Below are 21,420 nucleotides of genomic sequence, written 5' to 3' on the forward strand. Positions count from 1 at the left end.
TTTATCTATAATGGAAAGAATGATAAAATCAATAGACAGGTAAAAATATGGTTTTCTATATAGAAACCATTTTCTTTTTTTCTCTTTATAGCCGAAAGTTTACCTTCCACTTTGACTAATGTTTAAATTTGAGGGGTGAATCACTTGACAGGCCGACTAGTTCAATATGGACGACACCGCCAACGAAGAAGTTACGCGCGTATTAGTGAAGTGCTGGAATTGCCGAATCTTATTGAGATTCAAACTTCCTCTTATAAATGGTTTCTTGATGAAGGATTGCGGGAAATGTTCAGAGAAATTTCCCCGATTGAAGACTTTTCCGGCAATCTTTCGCTTGAGTTTGTCGATTATAGTTTAGGGGAACCAAAATATACTGTTGAAGAGGCAAAAGAACGCGATGTTACATATGCCGCGCCGCTTCGTGTCAAAGTGCGTTTAATTAACAAAGAAACTGGCGAAGTAAAAGAACAAGATGTCTTTATGGGTGATTTCCCGTTAATGACAGAAACGGGAACGTTTATCATCAACGGGGCGGAACGTGTTATTGTCTCCCAGCTTGTCCGCTCACCGAGCGTTTATTATAGCGAAAAGGTCGACAAAAATGGAAAACGCGGTTTTTCAGCAACGGTCATTCCGAACCGCGGGGCATGGCTGGAATACGAAACAGATGCAAAAGATGTTGTGTATGTCCGTATTGACCGCACTCGTAAACTACCAGTTACGGTTCTTCTTCGTGCTCTTGGCTTTGGGTCTGACCAAGAAATTATCGATTTAATCGGTGATAATGAATATCTTCGCAACACGCTCGAAAAGGATAATACAGACAGCACGGAAAAAGCGTTAATCGAGATTTACGAGCGTTTGCGTCCAGGGGAACCGCCGACGATTGAAAACGCCAAAAATTTGTTAATCTCCCGCTTTTTTGATCCGAAGCGTTATGACTTGGCAAGCGTCGGGCGTTATAAAATTAATAAAAAGCTTCATATTAAAAATCGTCTGTTTAACCAGCGTCTTGCCGAAACACTGGTGGATCCAAAAACTGGCGAAATTATTGCAGAAAAAGGAACGATTGTTGATCGGAGAACGTTAAATCGAATTTTACCATACCTTGAAAACGGTGTTGGATTGCGAGTTTACAAACCTTTCGGTGGCGTAGTGGAAGAAGAATTTGCGTTACAATCGATTAAAATTTATGCGCCAAACGACCCGGATGGGGAACAAGTTATTAATGTCATTAGCAACGGCTACATTGCCGAAGACGTAAAACATATTACTCCTGCGGATATTATTGCTTCGATTAGCTATTTCTTTAATTTATTACATGGAGTCGGTGACACGGATGATATTGACCATTTAGGAAATCGTCGTCTTCGTTCTGTCGGTGAATTATTGCAAAACCAATTCCGGATCGGTTTGTCACGCATGGAGCGGGTTGTTCGTGAGCGCATGTCGATTCAAGATACAAACACGATCACCCCGCAACAGCTGATCAACATTCGTCCGGTCATTGCAGCGATTAAAGAGTTTTTCGGAAGCTCGCAGCTTTCGCAATTTATGGATCAAACGAATCCACTCGCCGAATTGACGCATAAACGCCGCCTTTCTGCGCTAGGTCCGGGTGGCTTAACTCGTGAACGCGCCGGTTTTGAGGTGCGTGACGTTCACTATTCACACTATGGGCGAATGTGTCCAATTGAAACGCCTGAAGGTCCAAACATCGGGTTAATTAACTCATTGTCTACTTATGCGAAAGTGAATAAATTCGGCTTTATCGAAACACCGTACCGCCGCGTCGATCCGGAGACGGGAAGAGTTACCGATCAAATTGACTATTTAACTGCTGACGAAGAAGATAACTACGTCGTGGCGCAAGCGAACGTTCCACTCGCGGAAGATGGAACGTTCTTAGAAGAAAATGTTGTTGCCCGTTTCCGCGGCGAAAACATTGTCGTCAAACGCGACCGCGTTGACTATATGGACGTATCGCCGAAGCAAGTCGTATCGGCAGCGACGGCCTGCATTCCGTTTTTGGAAAACGATGACTCGAACCGCGCGCTTATGGGTGCGAACATGCAGCGTCAAGCCGTTCCGCTGTTAGAACCGGAAGCGCCGATTGTCGGCACGGGAATGGAATATGTGTCCGCGAGAGACTCCGGCGCCGCTGTTATTTGTAAACATCGCGGCATTGTCGAACGGGTAGAGGCGAAAGAAATTTGGGTCCGCCGTCTCATTGAAGTGGATGGCAAAGAAGTGAAAGGTGATCTTGATAAGTATCGTCTGTTAAAATTCGTCCGCTCCAACCAAGGGACTTGCTACAATCAACGTCCGATTGTGAAAAAGGGCGATATCGTGGAAAAAGGCGAAATTTTGGCGGACGGCCCGTCCATGGATAAAGGCGAGCTTGCTCTTGGCCGCAACGTGCTTGTCGCCTTTATGACATGGGATGGTTACAACTATGAAGACGCGATTATCATGAGCGAACGTCTCGTTAAAGAAGACGTCTATACGTCTATCCATATCGAGGAATATGAAGCGGAATCCCGCGACACAAAACTTGGTCCGGAAGAAATTACGCGCGATATTCCGAACGTCGGCGAGGACGCGCTGAAAAATTTAGATGAGCGCGGAATCGTCCGCATTGGCGCCGAGGTAAAAGACGGCGACTTGCTTGTTGGAAAAGTAACACCAAAAGGAATGACAGAACTTACGGCAGAAGAGCGGCTATTGCATGCGATCTTCGGAGAGAAAGCCCGCGAAGTGCGCGATACGTCTCTTCGCGTTCCGCATGGCGGTGGCGGCATTGTCCTTGACGTGAAGGTCTTTAACCGTGAAGACGGAGATGAGCTTCCGCCAGGTGTCAACCAGCTTGTCCGTGTTTATATCGTACAAAAACGGAAAATTTCCGAAGGCGATAAAATGGCAGGACGCCATGGAAACAAAGGGGTTATTTCGCGAATTTTGCCGGAGGAAGATATGCCGTTCTTGCCAGATGGCACGCCAATTGATATTATGTTGAACCCTTTAGGCGTTCCATCGCGGATGAATATCGGGCAAGTGTTCGAACTGCATCTTGGTATGGCGGCGAAAAAGCTCGGCCTTCATATTGCGTCCCCGGTATTTGATGGGGCTACGGAAGAAGACGTATGGAACATTTTAGAAGAAGCCGGAATGCCGCGTGACGCAAAAACGGTGTTATACGACGGCAGAACGGGAGAACCGTTTGATAACCGTGTATCTGTCGGGATTATGTACATGATTAAGCTTGCGCACATGGTTGACGATAAGCTGCACGCCCGTTCAACAGGACCGTACTCGCTCGTTACGCAGCAGCCGCTTGGCGGTAAAGCGCAATTTGGCGGACAACGCTTTGGCGAAATGGAAGTATGGGCGCTTGAAGCTTATGGTGCTGCGTATACGTTGCAAGAAATACTTACGGTCAAGTCGGACGATGTCGTTGGTCGTGTCAAAACGTACGAAGCGATTGTGAAAGGGGAAAACATTCCAGAACCAGGTGTGCCGGAATCGTTTAAAGTGTTGATTAAAGAGCTGCAAAGCTTAGGTATGGATGTCACCATTTTGACTAGCGATGAAAAAGAAATTAATATGGAAAACTTTGATGAAGAGGATGACGTTCATTCTGCAGACTCCATTGTTCCGGAAGTGAAGTCGGCAGAAAATGAAAAAGCTGGGAAAAAAGGTGTTGTGACAAAAGAATAAGTTTGCTTGTAGTGATGGGGGATAGTTGATCCTCCATCACTTTCAAGATGCTTTAACGATGATAACGGACGGCTAATTTTGCTATAAAAGCAATCGAGGCAAAACCGAGTGATAAAGAGGGAGGTATACCCCTTGCTAGATGTAAATAAATTTGAATACATGAAAATCGGACTCGCTTCTCCGGAAAAAATTCGTTCTTGGTCGTATGGTGAAGTAAAAAAACCGGAAACGATTAACTATCGTACGTTGAAGCCGGAAAAAGACGGATTGTTTTGCGAGCGTATTTTCGGACCAACAAAAGACTGGGAATGTCATTGTGGAAAATATAAGCGCGTACGTTATAAAGGTGTTGTCTGTGACCGTTGCGGTGTCGAAGTGACTCGTTCGAAAGTCCGTCGCGAACGGATGGGACATATTGAACTAGCAGCTCCTGTTTCACATATTTGGTATTTCAAAGGGATTCCAAGCCGTATGGGGCTTGTTTTGGACATGTCGCCGCGTGCGTTAGAAGAAGTCATTTATTTCGCTTCATATGTTGTGACTGATCCAGGCGATACACCGCTTGAGAAAAAACAACTGCTTTCTGAAAAAGAATATCGCGCGTATCGCGAAAAATACGGGCAATCGTTCCAAGCTTCCATGGGTGCCGAAGCCATTAAAAAGCTTCTTCAAGATATTGATTTAGAAAAAGAAGTGGCAACGCTAAAAGAAGAATTAAAAACAGCGCAAGGACAGCGGCGTGCCCGCATTATTAAACGGTTGGAAGTATTAGAAGCGTTCCGTAATTCAGGGAACGACCCTGCTTGGATGGTGCTTGACGTGCTTCCAGTCATCCCGCCTGAATTGCGGCCGATGGTGCAATTAGATGGTGGACGTTTTGCAACATCCGATCTCAATGACTTATATCGCCGTGTTATTAACCGCAACAATCGGTTAAAACGGCTGTTAGATCTCGGTGCGCCAAGCATTATTGTGCAAAACGAAAAACGGATGCTCCAAGAAGCGGTCGACGCGCTCATTGACAACGGTCGACGCGGTCGTCCGGTAACGGGGCCTGGGAACCGTCCGCTAAAATCGCTGTCCCATATGCTAAAAGGAAAGCAAGGACGTTTCCGGCAAAACTTGCTTGGTAAGCGTGTGGATTATTCAGGCCGGTCGGTTATTGTTGTCGGTCCGAACTTGAAAATGTATCAATGCGGTTTGCCAAAAGAAATGGCGCTCGAGCTCTTTAAACCATTTGTGATGAAAGAACTTGTGGAACGTGGTCTAGCCCACAACATTAAAAGTGCAAAACGGAAAATTGAACGCGTCCATCCGGAAGTATGGGATGTATTAGAGGATGTCATTAAGGAACATCCTGTTTTGCTCAACCGCGCGCCAACTCTTCACCGATTGGGCATTCAAGCGTTCGAGCCAACGCTTGTCGAAGGACGCGCCATCCGTTTGCATCCGCTTGTATGTACGGCATATAACGCTGACTTTGATGGAGACCAAATGGCGGTGCACGTTCCATTATCCGCGGAAGCGCAGGCAGAAGCGCGCTTGCTTATGCTGGCTGCACAAAACATTTTGAACCCGAAAGATGGAAAACCGGTTGTTACTCCTTCGCAAGACATGGTTTTAGGTAACTACTATTTAACGATGGAACGCGAAGGGGCGATCGGTGAAGGAATGGTATTTAAAGATACGGATGAAGCGCTGCTCGCGTACCATAATGGTTATGTCCATTTGCACTCGCGAATTGCCGTTCATGCTGGCTCATTGAAAAATGAAACGTTTACAGAAGAGCAAAATAATAAACTGCTTATTACAACAGTTGGAAAACTCATTTTCAATGAAATTTTGCCAAACTCATTCCCGTATATTAACGAACCGACAACCGAAAATATCGAAGGACGGACACCAGATAAATATTTCCTTGATAAAGGCGCGAATGTCAAAGAAGAAATTCGCAAGCGCGAACTTGTTCCGCCATTTAAGAAAAAAGTGCTTGGACAAATTATCGCTGAAGTATTTAAGCGGTTCAAAATTACGGAAACATCGAAAATGCTGGACCGCATGAAAGATTTAGGTTTCCAATATTCGACGAAAGCCGGCATTACGATTGGCGTTGCCGACATTGTCGTGCTGCCGGAAAAACAAGAAATTCTTGAAGAAGCGCAAGCGAAAGTCGACACGGTGTTAAAACAATTCCGCCGCGGTTTAATTACCGACGAAGAGCGCTATGAACGGGTTATTTCGATTTGGAGCGCGGCGAAAGATAAAATTCAGGACAGATTGATGAAATCGCTGGATAAACGCAATCCAATCTTTATGATGAGCGATTCTGGAGCCCGTGGTAACGCGTCGAACTTTACGCAGCTTGCCGGAATGCGCGGTCTTATGGCGAACCCGGCAGGACGCATCATCGAGTTGCCGATCAAATCTTCGTTCCGTGAAGGATTAACCGTATTGGAGTACTTTATTTCTACACACGGGGCGCGCAAAGGGCTTGCCGATACTGCTTTGAAAACAGCGGACTCTGGTTATCTCACAAGACGTCTTGTTGACGTGGCGCAAGATGTGATTGTTCGCGAAGAAGATTGCGGCACGGACCGCGGTATTCTTGCAAGAGCATTGACGGACGGTACGGAAGTCATCGTTAAGCTAGAAGAACGTCTTGTCGGCCGTTACGCGCAAAAAACAGTGAGACACCCAGAAACGGGTGAAATACTCGTTCGCAAAGATGAGATGATCACAGAAGATATTGCTAACGCGATCATTAAAGCAGGCATTAAAGAAGTATGGATCCGCTCTGCCTTTACATGCAATACGCGACACGGTGTATGTAAAAAATGTTACGGTCGCAACTTGGCAACCGGTGCGGAAGTGGAAGTCGGTGAAGCAGTCGGCATTATTGCCGCGCAATCGATCGGTGAGCCGGGTACGCAGCTAACGATGCGCACGTTCCACACAGGCGGTGTTGCTGGCGACGACATTACCCAAGGTTTGCCGCGTGTTCAAGAGCTGTTTGAAGCGCGTAATCCGAAAGGGCAGGCGGTGATTTCGGAGATTGACGGAATCGTCACTTCGATTAGCGAAACGCGCGACCGCCAATACGAAATCGTCGTAAAAGGCGAAGTGGAAACACGTTCTTATATCGCCCCTTACAACGCCAGATTAAAAGTAGAAGAAGGGCAGCAAGTAGAGCGTGGGCAAGAACTGACAGAAGGGTCGATTGATCCGAAACAATTATTAAAAGTAAGAGATATTACATCCGTGCAAGAATACTTATTGCGTGAAGTACAAAAAGTGTACAGAATGCAAGGGGTAGAAATTAGCGACAAACATATCGAAGTAATGGTTCGACAAATGCTTCGCAAAGTGCGCATCATTGACGCAGGAGATACAGACGTCTTGCCTGGCACGTTATTAGATGTGCATCAATTTACAGATGTGAACGAAAAAGCGCTTCTTGAAGGAAAACGCCCGGCGACGGCTCGTCCGGTATTGCTTGGTATTACAAAAGCATCGCTTGAGACAGATTCGTTCTTGTCAGCTGCATCTTTCCAAGAAACAACGCGCGTTTTAACAGATGCGGCGATCAAAGGAAAACGAGATGAATTGCTTGGCTTAAAAGAAAACGTCATTATCGGTAAGCTTGTTCCTGCAGGAACTGGAATGACTCGCTACCGCAAAGTAAAGCCGGTAGTGAAGAAAGAAGAAAATGAGGATGCGGTTACTTCTAAATAATCCGTTGTTACCAGCAAAGGAAACCGTCCTTTGCTGGTAACAAATTGATTTAAAAATAAGTTGACAATGTTTCGTAAAAATGATAGTCTAATAAGGGTGTTCCGAAAACCTGGTACTTTGGAGGATATGTTACATGTCTTATGAAAAAGTATTACAGGCTGGAAAAATTGTTGTAGGAACAAAGCAAACGATAAGAGCTCTGAAAGAAGGAAAAGCGCTCGAAGTCATTGTCGCGGAAGATGCTGACTCATCGATCATCGAAAAGGTGATGGAAGCGGCGAAAAGCGCAAACGTTCCAGTTACGAAAGTAGATTCGATGAAAAAGCTTGGGAAAGCATGCAAAATCCAAGTGGGAGCAGCTGCTGTAGCGATCATTCGTTAAAAATGTTTTTGTAGTTTTTGCTGCAAGAGCTTTGTTTTGCATAAATAATGAACCGCCTGGATATGTGGGCTTGAACTTGTATGTGAAAGGAGGAAATTTAACATGCCTACAATCAACCAATTAGTTCGCAAAGGTCGCGAGAAAAAAGTGGTAAAATCTAAATCTCCTGCATTAAATAAAGGGTACAACAGCTTCAAAAAAGTACAAACAAACGTTCCTTCTCCGCAAAAACGCGGTGTTTGTACACGTGTTGGTACGATGACGCCGAAAAAGCCAAACTCTGCGCTTCGTAAATATGCGCGTGTTCGTTTGACGAACGGTATTGAAGTGACGGCTTATATTCCTGGTATTGGCCATAACTTGCAAGAACACAGCGTCGTGCTGATTCGCGGCGGACGTGTAAAAGACTTGCCGGGGGTACGCTATCACATCATTCGTGGTGCCCTAGATACAGCAGGGGTAGCGAACCGTATGCAAGGTCGTTCGAAATACGGCGCGAAAAAACCGAAAGAATCAAAAAAATAATATGAGATAGGATTTTTTATCGAAAGGAGGAAAAACTATGCCACGTAGAGGTCCAGTTCCAAAACGAGACGTACTACCAGATCCGATTTACAATTCCAAACTAGTAACTCGTCTTATCAATAAAATTATGATTGACGGGAAAAAAGGAAAAGCGCAAAAAATTCTTTATACGGCATTTGATATTATTCGCGAACGTACGGGTAAAGATCCAATGGAAGTGTTTGAACAAGCTCTGAAAAACGTTATGCCTGTTCTTGAAGTTCGCGCGCGCCGTGTTGGTGGTGCGAACTACCAAGTTCCTGTTGAAGTTCGCCCAGATCGTCGCGTGACATTAGGCCTTCGTTGGTTAGTACAGTATGCCCGTCTCCGCGGCGAAAAAACGATGGAAGAGCGTCTTGCAAATGAAATTATGGATGCTGCCAATAACACCGGAGCGGCTGTGAAAAAACGCGAAGATACACACAAAATGGCAGAAGCAAACAAAGCGTTTGCGCATTATCGCTGGTAATCATCGCATTTATATCGATAAGCAGTGGGAAATAGGTGATGGCGGTCAAGGAATTTGCCGCCAATTCACCTATATTCCTGTATTATCGTTTGTATAGCGACTATCACATGATACTTATTTGAAGGAAGGAGAAAATAACCACCATGGCAAGAGAGTTCTCCTTGGAAAAAACTCGAAACATTGGTATTATGGCGCATATTGACGCCGGTAAGACAACGACAACTGAGCGCATCTTATTCTACACAGGCCGCGTTCATAAAATTGGTGAAGTGCATGAAGGCGCGGCAACAATGGACTGGATGGAACAAGAACAAGAGCGCGGAATTACGATTACATCTGCGGCGACAACAGCGCAATGGAAAGGCCATCGCATTAACATCATCGACACGCCAGGGCACGTAGACTTCACAGTGGAAGTAGAACGTTCTCTCCGCGTGCTTGACGGTGCGATTACCGTTCTTGATGCGCAATCTGGCGTAGAACCGCAAACGGAAACAGTATGGCGCCAAGCGACGACATACGGTGTTCCACGCATCGTATTCGTCAACAAAATGGATAAAATCGGCGCGGATTTCTTATATTCTGTAAAAACGCTTCATGACCGCTTGCAAGCAAACGCACATCCAGTGCAATTGCCGATCGGTGCGGAAGACCAATTCTCCGGCATTATTGATCTCGTAGAAATGTGCGCGTATCATTATCACGATGAGCTCGGTAAAAATATTGAACGCATTGAAATTCCGGAAGATTACCGCGACATGGCGGAAGAATATCATAACAAACTTATCGAAGCGGTTGCAGAATTAGATGAAGATCTTATGATGAAATATTTAGAAGGGGAAGAAATTACAGTAGAAGAATTAAAAGCGGCGATTCGCAGAGCGACGATCAGCGTGGAATTCTTCCCTGTGTTCTGCGGTTCTGCATTTAAAAATAAAGGGGTTCAATTATTGCTTGACGGAGTCGTTGACTATTTGCCTTCTCCTGTGGATATTCCTCCAATTAAAGGGATCGTTCCAGATACGGAAGAAGAAGTTGTTCGTGAGTCAAGCGATGATGCTCCATTCGCGGCGTTAGCGTTTAAGATTATGACAGACCCTTATGTTGGTAAATTAACATTCTTCCGTGTATATTCTGGTACGCTAGATTCTGGTTCGTATGTCATGAACTCGACAAAACGCAAACGCGAACGTATCGGTCGTCTCCTACAAATGCATGCGAACCACCGTCAAGAGATTTCAAAAGTATATGCCGGTGACATCGCGGCAGCTGTAGGTTTAAAAGATACAACAACAGGCGATACTCTATGTGACGAAAAGAACCTTGTTGTGTTAGAATCAATGGAATTCCCAGAACCAGTAATCAACGTAGCCATCGAGCCAAAGTCAAAAGCGGACCAAGATAAAATGGGACAAGCGTTGCAAAAATTGCAAGAAGAAGACCCGACATTCCGCGCTTGGACCGACCCAGAAACCGGCCAAACGATCATTGCTGGTATGGGTGAGCTTCATTTAGACATCATCGTTGACCGTATGCGCCGTGAATTTAAAGTGGAAGCAAACGTCGGTGCTCCGCAAGTCGCTTACCGCGAAACATTCCGTAAGTCGGCGCAAGTCGAAGGGAAATTTATCCGCCAGTCTGGAGGTCGCGGTCAATACGGCCACGTTTGGATCGAGTTCTCGCCAAACGAACGCGGAAAAGGTTTCGAATTCGAAAACGCGATTGTCGGTGGAGTCGTTCCGAAAGAATATGTTCCGGCGGTCCAAGCTGGTCTTGAAGAAGCGATGCAAAACGGCGTTCTTGCTGGATATCCGGTTGTCGATATTAAAGCGAAACTATTTGATGGTTCATACCATGATGTTGACTCCAGCGAGATGGCATTTAAAATCGCTGCGTCTTTAGCGTTGAAAAATGCAGCGGAAAAATGCGATCCTGTGTTGCTTGAACCAATCATGAAAGTCGAAGTAATTATTCCAGAGGAATATCTTGGCGATATTATGGGCGACATCACTTCTCGCCGTGGACGCGTAGAAGGTATGGAAGCCCGCGGCAACGCGCAAGTCGTTCGCGCGATGGTTCCGCTGGCGGAAATGTTTGGATACGCTACTTCGCTTCGTTCTAATACACAAGGCCGCGGAACGTTCACGATGGTCTTTGACCATTATGAAGAAGTTCCGAAAAACATTGCAGATGAAATCATCAAAAAAAATAAAGGTGAATAATTGATTTTTGTGCATAGTTTCGCTATAAATTACTTATGTAAGACTTGGGAGCAAATATGCTCACTATTTGCTCCCAGGCATTCTATTATAATAAAATTATATACATTCTAATTTTAAGGAGGATATTCTCATGGCTAAAGCGAAATTCGAACGTACGAAACCACACGTCAACATCGGTACTATCGGCCACGTTGACCATGGTAAAACGACGTTGACTGCTGCGATTACAACGGTTCTTGCTAAACAAGGTAAAGCAGAAGCAAAAGCGTACGATCAAATCGACGCGGCTCCAGAAGAACGTGAACGCGGTATTACTATCTCTACTGCGCACGTTGAGTATGAAACGGACAAACGCCACTACGCTCACGTTGACTGCCCTGGCCACGCAGACTACGTGAAAAACATGATCACAGGTGCAGCGCAAATGGACGGCGCAATCCTTGTTGTGTCTGCAGCTGACGGTCCAATGCCACAAACTCGTGAGCACATTCTTCTTTCTCGCCAAGTAGGTGTGCCATACATCGTTGTATTCTTGAACAAATGCGACATGGTTGACGACGAAGAATTGTTAGAACTTGTTGAAATGGAAGTTCGTGATCTATTATCCGAATATGACTTCCCTGGCGACGAAGTGCCTGTTATCAAAGGTTCTGCATTAAAAGCGCTTGAAGGCGATCCGCAATGGGAAGAAAAAATTGTTGAATTGATGAATGCTGTTGACGAATACATTCCAACTCCGCAACGCGAAATTGACAAACCGTTCATGATGCCAATCGAAGACGTGTTCTCGATCACTGGTCGCGGTACAGTAGCAACTGGCCGTGTAGAACGCGGTACTCTAAAAGTTGGCGACGCTGTAGAAATCGTTGGTCTTTCTGACGAACCAAAATCTACAACAGTCACTGGTGTAGAAATGTTCCGCAAACTTCTTGACCAAGCAGAAGCTGGTGACAACATCGGTGCGCTTCTTCGCGGTGTATCCCGTGATGAAGTAGAGCGCGGTCAAGTGCTTGCAAAACCAGGAACAATTACGCCACATACAAAATTTAAAGCACAAGTTTACGTCCTAACAAAAGAAGAAGGTGGACGTCATACTCCATTCTTCTCTAACTATCGTCCACAATTCTACTTCCGTACAACGGACGTAACAGGTATCATCACGCTTCCAGAAGGCGTTGAAATGGTTATGCCTGGCGACAACGTTGAAATGACAGTAGAATTAATCGCGCCGATCGCGATCGAAGAAGGTACAAAATTCTCGATCCGTGAAGGCGGACGTACAGTAGGCGCTGGTTCTGTATCTGAAATCATTGAATAATGTTGACAGGCCGAAAAGCAGGTTTGCGTTTGCAAACCTGCTTTTTTTGTATAATTTTTTGACAAGTTGAAAATAGGAAGTTAGCTATGTATAATTAAGAAGTGCGTAGAAAAGCGAAGAAATAGCTTGCAATCTCGTTTACATATCTGTATAATATCAAATGTTGGTCTTTGACTGCGATGAAGTGGAAGGTTGCTGACACACCCGGTTGCTTTGCCATGGCGAGTGTGCAGGAAATTTCCATGGAGAATGTCTATTTTCAAAATAGGCGAAGAAGGAGGGAAAACAATGGCAAAAGAAAAAATTCGTATTCGTTTAAAAGCTTATGATCATCGAATTCTTGATCAATCTGCGGAAAAAATCGTAGAAACAGCGAAACGTTCCGGTGCAAAAGTATCTGGTCCGATTCCGTTGCCGACGGAAAGAACTGTTTATACGATTTTACGCGCTGTTCACAAGTATAAAGACTCTCGTGAACAATTCGAAATGCGTACACATAAACGCTTGATCGATATCGTGAATCCTACTCCGCAAACAGTAGATTCATTAATGCGCCTTGACTTACCGTCTGGTGTTGATATTGAAATTAAACTTTAATTTAGCAGGAGGTGTGACGAATGACCAAAGGAATCTTAGGGAGAAAAATTGGTATGACGCAAGTATTCGCGGAAAACGGCGATTTAATTCCTGTAACCGTCATTGAAGCAACTCCAAACGTCGTGCTGCAAAAGAAAACGATTGAAAAAGACGGTTACGAAGCGATTCAATTAGGTTTTGAGGATTTAAGCGAAAAACGCGCCAATAAGCCGCAAATTGGCCACGCCGCTAAAGCGAATACGACACCTAAGCGCTTCATCCGCGAAATTCGCGGCGCAAATATTGATGAATATGAAGTTGGTCAGGAAGTCAAAGTAGATATTTTTTCTGAAGGCGATATTGTCGATGTAACTGGAATTTCAAAAGGGAAAGGCTTCCAAGGCGCAATCAAACGTCATGGTCAATCGCGCGGACCAATGGCACACGGTTCTCGCTATCATCGTCGTCCTGGTTCGATGGGTGCGATTGCTCCAAACCGCGTATTTAAGTCGAAAGAATTGCCAGGCCGCATGGGTGGCCAACGTGTTACGATTCAAAACTTAAAAATTGTGAAAGTGGACCCTGAACGCAACCTGCTTCTTATTAAAGGGAACGTGCCTGGTCCAAGAAAAGGTTTAGTGATCGTAAAAAGCGCAGTGAAAGCGAAAGCAAAATAACATTTTGCTAGGAAAGGAGGAACTATCCAATGCCAAAAGTAGCATTGTATAACCAGAACGGAGAAACTATCGGAGAAATCGAGCTGAACGATTCCGTTTTTGGTATTGAGCCAAATAAATATGTGTTATTCGAAGCAGTTATCATGCAACGCGCTTCTTTACGTCAAGGAACGCATAAAACAAAAAATCGTGCTGAAGTAAGTGGCGGAGGCCGCAAACCATGGCGCCAAAAAGGTACAGGACGCGCTCGTCAAGGTTCGATTCGCGCTCCGCAATGGCGTGGCGGTGGTACGGTGTTCGGTCCGGTTCCGCGCAGCTACAGCTATAAATTGCCGAAAAAGGTTCGCCGTTTAGCAATTAAGTCAGCGTTATCTTCTAAAGTTCTTGAAAACAACATTGTTGTTTTAGACAATTTAACATTAGAAGCGCCAAAAACGAAAGAAATGGTGAAAATCTTAAATAATCTTTCCGTTGATCGCAAAGCGCTAATTGTAACAGATGTTGCGAACGAAAATGTCGCGCTATCTGCACGCAATATTCCTGGCGTTACCGTGGTTACGGCGAACGGCATTAACGTTCTTGATGTGTTAAACCATGACAAGCTTGTAATCACGAAAGCGGCCGTGGAGAAAGTAGAGGAGGTGCTTGCATAATGAAAGATCCTCGCGATATTATTAAACGGCCCATTATCACGGAAAACACGATGAACTTAATTTCACAAAAAAAATATACATTTGAAGTCGACGTAAATGCGAATAAAACAGAAGTGAAAGATGCTGTAGAGAAAATTTTTGGCGTGAAAGTAGCGAAAGTCAACATTATGAACTATAAAGGAAAATTCAAACGCGTTGGCCGTTACAGCGGTTATACGAACCGTCGCCGCAAAGCGATCGTAACGTTAACGCCAGATAGCAAAGAGATCGAACTGTTCGAAGTATAAGTTTAAAAGCGAAGGAGGGAAACCAACATGGCAATTAAAAAATACAAACCGACCTCAAACGGTCGCCGTGGTATGACAGTTCTTGACTTCTCAGAAATTACGACGGATAAGCCAGAAAAATCATTGCTTGCGCCGTTAAAGAAAAAAGCTGGCCGCAACAACCAAGGAAAAATTACAGTGCGTCACCAAGGTGGCGGTCATAAACGTCTATATCGCATCATCGATTTTAAGCGTGATAAAGATGGAATTCCAGGTCGCGTTGCTACAATCGAGTATGATCCAAACCGTTCTGCAAACATTGCGTTAATTCACTATGCGGACGGTGAAAAACGTTATATTATTGCGCCGAAAAACCTTAAAGTAGGCATGGAAATCATGTCTGGACCAGACGCAGACATTAAAGTTGGCAATGCATTGCCGCTTGAAAATATCCCAGTCGGTACGCTTGTGCATAATATTGAATTAAAACCAGGAAAAGGCGGACAATTAGTTCGCGCTGCTGGTACATCTGCACAAGTGCTTGGGAAAGAAGGAAAATATGTCATCGTTCGCCTCGCATCCGGCGAAGTGCGCATGATTTTAGGTGCTTGCCGGGCAACGGTTGGCGAAGTAGGCAATGAACAGCACGAACTTGTGAACATCGGTAAAGCAGGTCGCGCTCGTTGGCTAGGTATTCGTCCAACAGTTCGCGGTTCGGTTATGAACCCTGTTGATCACCCACACGGTGGTGGTGAAGGTAAAGCGCCAATCGGACGCAAATCGCCAATGACTCCTTGGGGTAAACCGACACTTGGCTTTAAAACACGCAAAAAGAATAACAAATCGGATAAATTTATTATACGTCGTCGTAAAAAATAACGGGGTTGAACTACGGTTCTTAAGAACCGTAGAACAATCACGAAGGGAGGTTCATTTATGGGTCGCAGCTTAAAAAAAGGTCCGTTCTGTGATGAACATTTAATGAAAAAAATCGAAAAATTAAATGAAACAGGTCAAAAACAAGTGATTAAAACATGGTCTCGTCGTTCGACAATTTTCCCGCAATTTGTTGGTCACACGATCGCCGTATATGATGGACGCAAACACGTGCCGGTTTATATTACGGAAGATATGGTGGGACATAAACTTGGCGAGTTCGCACCAACACGTACGTTCAGAGGTCATGCTGGCGACGATAAGAAAACAAAGCGTTAATGAGAGGAGGTTCAACACATGGAAGCTAAAGCTGTCGCAAGAACAGTCCGTATTGCTCCTCGTAAAGCACGTTTAGTGATTGACTTAATTCGAGGAAAAGAAGTTGGTGAGGCGTTTGCTATTCTCCGCCATACGCCAAAAGCGGCTTCCCCAATTATTGAGAAAGTGCTGAAATCCGCGGTGGCAAACGCTGAACATAATTATGATATGGATGTGAACAATTTAGTTATTACGAAAGCGTACGTGGACGAAGGTCCAACGTTGAAACGTTTCCGCCCGCGCGCAATGGGACGTGCAAGCGCGATTAATAAACGCACAAGCCATATCACCATCGTTGTTTCAGAAAAGAAGGAGGGATAATCAGTGGGTCAAAAGGTAAATCCGATCGGTCTCCGCATCGGCATTATTCGTGACTGGGACTCTAGATGGTACGCTGAAAAAGATTATGCGGACCTTTTGCATGAAGATCTTAAAATCCGTGAATACATCACAAAACGTTTGCAAGACGCCGCAGTATCTCGCATTGAAATTGAGCGTGCAGCAAACCGCGTCAACATTACGATCCATACAGCGAAGCCAGGTATGGTGATCGGAAAAGGCGGTTCAGAAGTAGAAGCGCTTCGCAAAGCGTTAACGCAATTAACTGGCAAACGTGTTCACATTAACATCGTTGAGATCAAAAAACCAGATTTAGATGCGAAACTTGTCGCGGAAAACATTGCGCGCCAATTGGAAAACCGCGTTTCCTTCCGCCGTGCGCAAAAACAAGCGATTCAACGGGCAATGCGCGCAGGGGCAAAAGGAATTAAAACAATGGTATCCGGTCGTCTTGGCGGTGCCGATATCGCGCGCTCCGAACACTACAGCGAAGGAACTGTTCCACTCCATACGCTCCGTGCAGACATCGATTATGCAACGGCAGAAGCGGATACAACATACGGAAAAATCGGCGTGAAAGTATGGATTTATCGTGGAGAGGTCCTTCCGAAAAAAAAGAAAACTGAGGAAGGAGGAAAATAATCATGTTAATGCCAAAACGCGTAAAATATCGTCGTGAACATCGCGGACGCATGAAAGGTCGCGCAAAAGGCGGTACGGAAGTACATTTTGGTGAATACGGACTACAAGCGTTAGAATCCGCTTGGATTACCAACCGCCAAATTGAGGCAGCTCGTCGTGCGATGACTCGTTATATGAAACGTGGCGGTAAAGTTTGGATTAAAATTTTCCCTTCTAAACCATACACAGCAAAACCGTTGGAAGTGCGGATGGGTTCCGGTAAAGGTGCTCCTGAAGGTTGGGTAGCGGTTGTCAAACCAGGCAAAGTCATGTTTGAAGTTGGCGGTGTTTCAGAGGAAGTAGCACGTGAAGCATTGCGTCTTGCTTCTCACAAACTTCCAATCAAATGTAAGTTTGTAAAACGCGAAGAAAGTGGTGGTGAAGCAAATGAAAGCTAAAGAAATTCGTGAACTTACCACTGCCGAAATCGAACAAAAAATTAAAGCGTTAAAAGAAGAATTATTCAACCTTCGCTTCCAACTGGCAACAGGACAATTGGAAAACACAGCACGTATCCGTCAAGTACGTAAAGATATCGCGCGCATGAAAACAATCATCCGTGAAAGAGAGATTGCTGCGAACGCAAAAAAATAACCGTTTGAGAGGAGGTTTGCGACATGAGTGAGCGCAATCAACGCAAAGTGTATGTAGGCCGCGTTGTATCCGATAAAATGGACAAAACGATTACCGTTCTTGTCGAAACATACAAAAAACATCCGCTTTACGGCAAACGCGTGAAATATTCGAAAAAATATAAAGCGCATGATGAAAACAACATTGCGAAAGTCGGCGATATCGTAAAAATTATGGAAACTCGTCCACTTTCGGCAACGAAACGTTTCCGTTTAGTCGAAATCGTTGAAAAAGCAGTTACCGTTTAATTCTATATACGTTCGGACGTGATATAATTCCGAAAGGAGGTTTCGTCAATGATTCAACAAGAATCTCGTTTAAAAGTGGCTGATAATTCAGGAGCACGCGAAGTGCTTGTCATTAAAGTGTTAGGTGGTTCTGGACGCCGCTACGCAAACATTGGCGACGTGGTTGTTGCGACAGTTAAGGAAGCGACACCAGGTGGCGTTGTTAAAAAAGGTCAAGTGGTGAAAGCAGTCGTTGTCCGTACAAAACGTGGCGTTCGTCGTTCTGACGGCTCTTATATCCGCTTTGACGAAAATGCTTGCGTCATTATTCGTGACGATAAAAGTCCGCGCGGCACACGTATTTTTGGGCCGGTCGCACGCGAATTGCGCGACAAAGACTTTATGAAAATCATTTCTTTAGCTCCAGAAGTAATTTAACGAAAGGGAAAAGCCTTTCAAGGAGGTGCGAACTGCGATGCATGTAAAAAAAGGTGATAAAGTCCAAGTAATCTCCGGTAAAGACAAAGGAAAACAAGGTGTGGTCCTTGCTGCATTTCCTAAGAAAAACCGTGTGATTGTCGAAGGTGTCAATATCATTAAAAAACACGCGAAACCATCTCAAGCAAATCCACAAGGCGGCATTATCACAAAAGAGGCACCGATTCACGTATCAAAAGTAATGCCTTTAGATCCAAAAACAGGGCTTCCAACTCGCATTGGATACAAGTTTGTAGATGGTAAAAAAGTACGTTACGCAAAAAGATCTGGCGAGATTTTAGATAAATAATCGTGATGTCAGAAAGGAGGTACTCTTATGAACCGCCTGAAAGAGAAATATTTAAAAGAAGTGACACCTGCTTTAATGAGCAAGTTCAACTATAAATCTATAATGCAAGTTCCAAAAATCGAAAAAATCGTCATCAACATGGGTGTTGGTGATGCGGTACAAAATCCAAAAGCGCTTGACAGCGCGGTAGAAGAATTAACATTAATCGCTGGTCAAAAACCTGTTGTGACTCGTGCGAAAAAATCGATCGCTGGTTTCCGCCTTCGCGCAGGAATGCCAATCGGTGCGAAAGTGACATTGCGTGGAGAACGTATGTATGAATTTTTAGATAAGCTGATTTCCGTATCGCTTCCGCGTGTTCGTGACTTCCGTGGCGTATCGAAAAAATCGTTTGATGGTCGCGGCAACTATACGTTAGGCATTAAAGAACAATTAATTTTCCCTGAAATTGATTACGATAAAGTAAACAAAGTTCGCGGAATGGATATCGTGATTGTTACCACGGCGAAAACGGACGAAGAAGCTCGTGAACTATTGGCATTGCTCGGCATGCCATTCCAAAAATAATGAATCCCATCTGTAAAACAAGGGAGGCGAAATCGTGGCTAAAAAATCGATGATCGCGAAACAAAAACGTACGCCAAAGTTTAAAGTAAGAGCGTACACCCGTTGCGAACGCTGCGGTCGTCCGCATTCGGTTTATCGCAAATTTAAACTTTGCCGTATTTGTTTCCGTGAATTAGCATATAAAGGTCAACTTCCAGGCATTAAAAAAGCAAGCTGGTAATCAACCCATGAGTTGGGAAGGAGGTAAAACATATGGTGATGACAGATCCAATTGCAGATATGCTTACTCGCATTCGCAATGCGAATATGGTGCGTCACGAGAAGCTAGAAGTGCCTGCTTCGAAAATTAAACGGGAAATCGCGGAAATTTTAAAACGCGAAGGATTCATTCGTGATGTCGAATACATTGAAGATAATAAACAAGGTATTCTCCGTATTTTCTTAAAATACGGTCCGAACAATGAACGTGTAATTACTGGCTTAAAACGCATTAGCAAACCTGGCTTGCGCGTTTATGTCAAAGCACATGAAGTGCCTCGTGTATTGAACGGTTTAGGGATTGCGATCCTTTCTACGTCTCAAGGCATTTTAACCGATAAAGAAGCGCGTCAAAAAGGAACTGGCGGCGAAGTATTAGCATATGTTTGGTAATTCATTTCGTTAAGAATGGAGGTGTTCGTGCATGTCACGTGTTGGTAAAAAGCCAATCGAAATTCCGTCCGGCGTAACAGTAACGGTGAACGGCAATACCGTTACAGTAAAAGGACCGAAAGGCGAATTAACTCGCACTTTTCATCCAGATATGACAATCAAAGTGGAAAATAACGTAATAACGGTTACTCGCCCAAGCGATGAAAAACATCATCGGGCGCTTCATGGTACGACTCGCAGTTTGCTTGCAAACATGGTAGAAGGCGTATCGAAAGGCTACGAAAAAGCGCTTGAATTAGTCGGTGTCGGTTACCGTGCGGCGAAACAAGGGAAAAAGCTTGTACTGAACGTCGGTTTTTCTCATCCAGTAGAAATTGAACCGGAACAAGGATTAGAAATTGAAGTTCCTTCGCAAACAAGAATCGTCGTAAAAGGCGCAGATAAACAACGTGTCGGCGAACTTGCAGCGAATATTCGCGCCGTACGTCCACCTGAGCCATATAAAGGCAAAGGAATTCGCTACGAAGGCGAAGTTGTGCGTCTTAAAGAAGGTAAAACTGGTAAATAATGCAGCTTAGCGAGATGAAAGGAGTGACATAAATGATCACAAAAGTTGACCGAAACGCAGTTCGTAAAAGAAGACATGCGCGCGTTCGCAAAAAAATATTCGGAACTGCTGAACGTCCACGCTTAAATGTGTTCCGTTCCAACAAACACATTTATGCGCAAATTATTGATGACATGAAAGCAGTAACGCTTGTCAGCGCTTCTACGTTAGATAAAGAATTTGACTTAGAATCGACTGGAAATATCGAAGCAGCAAAAAAAGTCGGTGAACTAGTGGCGAAACGAGCATTAGCAAAAGGCATTAAAAAGGTCGTTTTCGACCGCGGCGGCTATTTATATCATGGTCGTGTAAAGGCGCTTGCCGATGCTGCTCGTGAAGCTGGTTTAGAATTCTAATTATAAAGGAGGGACAACGATGCGTCGTATCGATCCAAATAAACTTGAGCTTGAAGAGCGCGTGGTATCTGTTAACCGTGTTGCAAAAGTAGTAAAAGGTGGACGTCGTTTACGCTTCTCCGCGTTAGTCGTTGTCGGCGATAAAAATGGTCATGTCGGTTTTGGAACAGGAAAAGCACAAGAAGTTCCGGACGCGATTCGCAAAGCGATTGAAGATGCGAAGAAAAATTTAATTGAAGTACCGATTGTCGGCACAACGATTCCTCACGAAGTAATCGGCCATTTTGGCGCAGGGAAAATCATTTTAAAACCTGCATCCGAAGGTACAGGGGTTATCGCTGGTGGTCCGGCGCGCGCTGTGTTAGAGTTAGCAGGTATCAGCGACATTCTTTCCAAATCGATCGGTTCGAACACGCCAATTAACATGGTGAGAGCTACTGTTGACGGGTTAAAACAATTAAAACGTGCAGAAGATGTAGCGAGATTGCGCGGTAAAACAGTTGAGGAACTGTTAGGATAAGGAGGGAAATACAATGGCAAAAAAATTGGCGATTACCCTCACTCGCAGCGTCATTGGTCGTCCGCAAGACCAACGAATTACGGTGAAAACGCTAGGTTTGCGCAAGTTGCACCAAACAGTCGTTCATAACGATAATCCTGCTATTCGCGGTATGATTAACAAAGTCGCTCACCTTGTAAAAGTGCAAGAAATCGAACAATAATCGTATAAGGAGGTGCTTCG

Annotated in this window: 27 protein-coding genes; all 27 read left to right on the forward strand. The window is 44.6% G+C overall.

Annotated features, from left to right (window positions below; translation table 11 throughout):
• Window positions 1-144: 144 nt before the first annotated feature.
• On the forward strand, window positions 145-3,717 hold the full coding sequence (rpoB, locus tag MWM02_RS00635) for a DNA-directed RNA polymerase subunit beta (RefSeq protein ID WP_244402734.1): 3,573 nt from the start codon (window positions 145-147) through the stop codon (window positions 3,715-3,717).
• Between the two features lie 132 nt (window positions 3,718-3,849).
• Window positions 3,850-7,449: a DNA-directed RNA polymerase subunit beta' gene (gene rpoC / locus MWM02_RS00640; RefSeq protein WP_064550549.1), complete on the forward strand. Its 3,600-nt coding sequence runs from the start codon at window positions 3,850-3,852 to the stop codon at window positions 7,447-7,449.
• A 133-nt stretch (window positions 7,450-7,582) separates the two neighbouring features.
• The gene (locus MWM02_RS00645; protein WP_064550548.1) at window positions 7,583-7,831 is read left to right on the forward strand and encodes a 50S ribosomal protein L7ae-like protein; all 249 of its coding nucleotides are present in this window, start codon (window positions 7,583-7,585) and stop codon (window positions 7,829-7,831) included.
• Window positions 7,832-7,933: 102 nt separating this feature from the next.
• Window positions 7,934-8,356 (forward strand): 30S ribosomal protein S12, encoded by a 423-nt coding sequence (gene rpsL, locus MWM02_RS00650; protein WP_003247551.1) that lies wholly within the window; start codon window positions 7,934-7,936, stop codon window positions 8,354-8,356.
• Window positions 8,357-8,393: 37 nt separating this feature from the next.
• Window positions 8,394-8,864 (forward strand): 30S ribosomal protein S7, encoded by a 471-nt coding sequence (gene rpsG / locus MWM02_RS00655; RefSeq protein WP_003247553.1) that lies wholly within the window; start codon window positions 8,394-8,396, stop codon window positions 8,862-8,864.
• Window positions 8,865-9,007: 143 nt separating this feature from the next.
• The gene (fusA, locus tag MWM02_RS00660) at window positions 9,008-11,086 is read left to right on the forward strand and encodes an elongation factor G (RefSeq protein ID WP_064550547.1); all 2,079 of its coding nucleotides are present in this window, start codon (window positions 9,008-9,010) and stop codon (window positions 11,084-11,086) included.
• A 130-nt stretch (window positions 11,087-11,216) separates the two neighbouring features.
• Window positions 11,217-12,404, forward strand: coding sequence for an elongation factor Tu (tuf, locus tag MWM02_RS00665; protein ID WP_003247557.1), 1,188 nt, complete (start codon window positions 11,217-11,219; stop codon window positions 12,402-12,404).
• A gap of 288 nt (window positions 12,405-12,692) precedes the next feature.
• Window positions 12,693-13,001, forward strand: a complete 309-nt coding sequence (gene rpsJ, locus MWM02_RS00670) for a 30S ribosomal protein S10 (protein WP_003247558.1) — start codon at window positions 12,693-12,695, stop codon at window positions 12,999-13,001.
• 20 nt (window positions 13,002-13,021) lie between these two features.
• Window positions 13,022-13,657 (forward strand): 50S ribosomal protein L3, encoded by a 636-nt coding sequence (gene rplC / locus MWM02_RS00675; protein ID WP_064550546.1) that lies wholly within the window; start codon window positions 13,022-13,024, stop codon window positions 13,655-13,657.
• Window positions 13,658-13,686: 29 nt separating this feature from the next.
• Window positions 13,687-14,310: a 50S ribosomal protein L4 gene (gene rplD / locus MWM02_RS00680; RefSeq protein ID WP_064550545.1), complete on the forward strand. Its 624-nt coding sequence runs from the start codon at window positions 13,687-13,689 to the stop codon at window positions 14,308-14,310.
• Window positions 14,310-14,597 carry a 50S ribosomal protein L23 gene (gene rplW / locus MWM02_RS00685; protein ID WP_003247564.1) on the forward strand — a complete coding sequence of 96 codons (288 nt, stop codon included), beginning with the start codon at window positions 14,310-14,312 and terminating at the stop codon, window positions 14,595-14,597. Before rplD ends, rplW begins: the two co-directional genes overlap by 1 nt.
• A 27-nt stretch (window positions 14,598-14,624) precedes the next feature.
• Window positions 14,625-15,455: a 50S ribosomal protein L2 gene (rplB, locus tag MWM02_RS00690; RefSeq protein WP_003247566.1), complete on the forward strand. Its 831-nt coding sequence runs from the start codon at window positions 14,625-14,627 to the stop codon at window positions 15,453-15,455.
• 57 nt (window positions 15,456-15,512) lie between these two features.
• Window positions 15,513-15,791 (forward strand): 30S ribosomal protein S19, encoded by a 279-nt coding sequence (rpsS, locus tag MWM02_RS00695; RefSeq protein ID WP_003247570.1) that lies wholly within the window; start codon window positions 15,513-15,515, stop codon window positions 15,789-15,791.
• An 18-nt stretch (window positions 15,792-15,809) separates the two neighbouring features.
• Window positions 15,810-16,151: a 50S ribosomal protein L22 gene (rplV, locus tag MWM02_RS00700; protein WP_003247572.1), complete on the forward strand. Its 342-nt coding sequence runs from the start codon at window positions 15,810-15,812 to the stop codon at window positions 16,149-16,151.
• A gap of 3 nt (window positions 16,152-16,154) precedes the next feature.
• Complete coding sequence (rpsC, locus tag MWM02_RS00705; protein ID WP_064550544.1) at window positions 16,155-16,811, forward strand: 30S ribosomal protein S3; 657 nt, start codon at window positions 16,155-16,157, stop codon at window positions 16,809-16,811.
• 2 nt (window positions 16,812-16,813) lie between these two features.
• Window positions 16,814-17,248, forward strand: coding sequence for a 50S ribosomal protein L16 (gene rplP / locus MWM02_RS00710; RefSeq protein WP_003247576.1), 435 nt, complete (start codon window positions 16,814-16,816; stop codon window positions 17,246-17,248).
• Window positions 17,238-17,444, forward strand: coding sequence for a 50S ribosomal protein L29 (rpmC, locus tag MWM02_RS00715; RefSeq protein ID WP_003247579.1), 207 nt, complete (start codon window positions 17,238-17,240; stop codon window positions 17,442-17,444). Before rplP ends, rpmC begins: the two co-directional genes overlap by 11 nt.
• Window positions 17,445-17,467: 23 nt before the next feature.
• Window positions 17,468-17,731 (forward strand): 30S ribosomal protein S17, encoded by a 264-nt coding sequence (rpsQ, locus tag MWM02_RS00720; RefSeq protein WP_064550543.1) that lies wholly within the window; start codon window positions 17,468-17,470, stop codon window positions 17,729-17,731.
• A gap of 48 nt (window positions 17,732-17,779) precedes the next feature.
• Window positions 17,780-18,148, forward strand: coding sequence for a 50S ribosomal protein L14 (gene rplN, locus MWM02_RS00725; protein ID WP_003247583.1), 369 nt, complete (start codon window positions 17,780-17,782; stop codon window positions 18,146-18,148).
• Window positions 18,149-18,185: 37 nt separating this feature from the next.
• Window positions 18,186-18,497 carry a 50S ribosomal protein L24 gene (gene rplX / locus MWM02_RS00730; RefSeq protein ID WP_064550542.1) on the forward strand — a complete coding sequence of 104 codons (312 nt, stop codon included), beginning with the start codon at window positions 18,186-18,188 and terminating at the stop codon, window positions 18,495-18,497.
• 27 nt (window positions 18,498-18,524) lie between these two features.
• A complete protein-coding gene (gene rplE / locus MWM02_RS00735) occupies window positions 18,525-19,064 on the forward strand; it encodes a 50S ribosomal protein L5 (protein ID WP_064550541.1) in 540 nt (179 codons plus the stop codon).
• Between the two features lie 34 nt (window positions 19,065-19,098).
• Window positions 19,099-19,284, forward strand: a complete 186-nt coding sequence (locus MWM02_RS00740) for a type Z 30S ribosomal protein S14 (protein WP_003247599.1) — start codon at window positions 19,099-19,101, stop codon at window positions 19,282-19,284.
• A gap of 32 nt (window positions 19,285-19,316) precedes the next feature.
• Window positions 19,317-19,715, forward strand: a complete 399-nt coding sequence (gene rpsH, locus MWM02_RS00745; RefSeq protein WP_003247601.1) for a 30S ribosomal protein S8 — start codon at window positions 19,317-19,319, stop codon at window positions 19,713-19,715.
• 31 nt (window positions 19,716-19,746) lie between these two features.
• Window positions 19,747-20,283 (forward strand): 50S ribosomal protein L6, encoded by a 537-nt coding sequence (gene rplF / locus MWM02_RS00750; protein WP_064550540.1) that lies wholly within the window; start codon window positions 19,747-19,749, stop codon window positions 20,281-20,283.
• A gap of 32 nt (window positions 20,284-20,315) precedes the next feature.
• Window positions 20,316-20,678, forward strand: a complete 363-nt coding sequence (gene rplR / locus MWM02_RS00755; RefSeq protein ID WP_064550539.1) for a 50S ribosomal protein L18 — start codon at window positions 20,316-20,318, stop codon at window positions 20,676-20,678.
• 19 nt (window positions 20,679-20,697) lie between these two features.
• Window positions 20,698-21,198, forward strand: coding sequence for a 30S ribosomal protein S5 (gene rpsE / locus MWM02_RS00760; RefSeq protein WP_003247606.1), 501 nt, complete (start codon window positions 20,698-20,700; stop codon window positions 21,196-21,198).
• Between the two features lie 13 nt (window positions 21,199-21,211).
• Entirely contained in the window at window positions 21,212-21,400 is a 189-nt protein-coding gene (rpmD, locus tag MWM02_RS00765; protein WP_064550538.1) for a 50S ribosomal protein L30, read from the forward strand.
• Window positions 21,401-21,420: the final 20 nt, after the last annotated feature.

The sequence above is a fragment of the Parageobacillus sp. KH3-4 genome (genome assembly GCF_022846435.1).
GTDB classification, from domain to species: Bacteria; Bacillota; Bacilli; order Bacillales; family Anoxybacillaceae; genus Parageobacillus; species Parageobacillus thermoglucosidasius_A.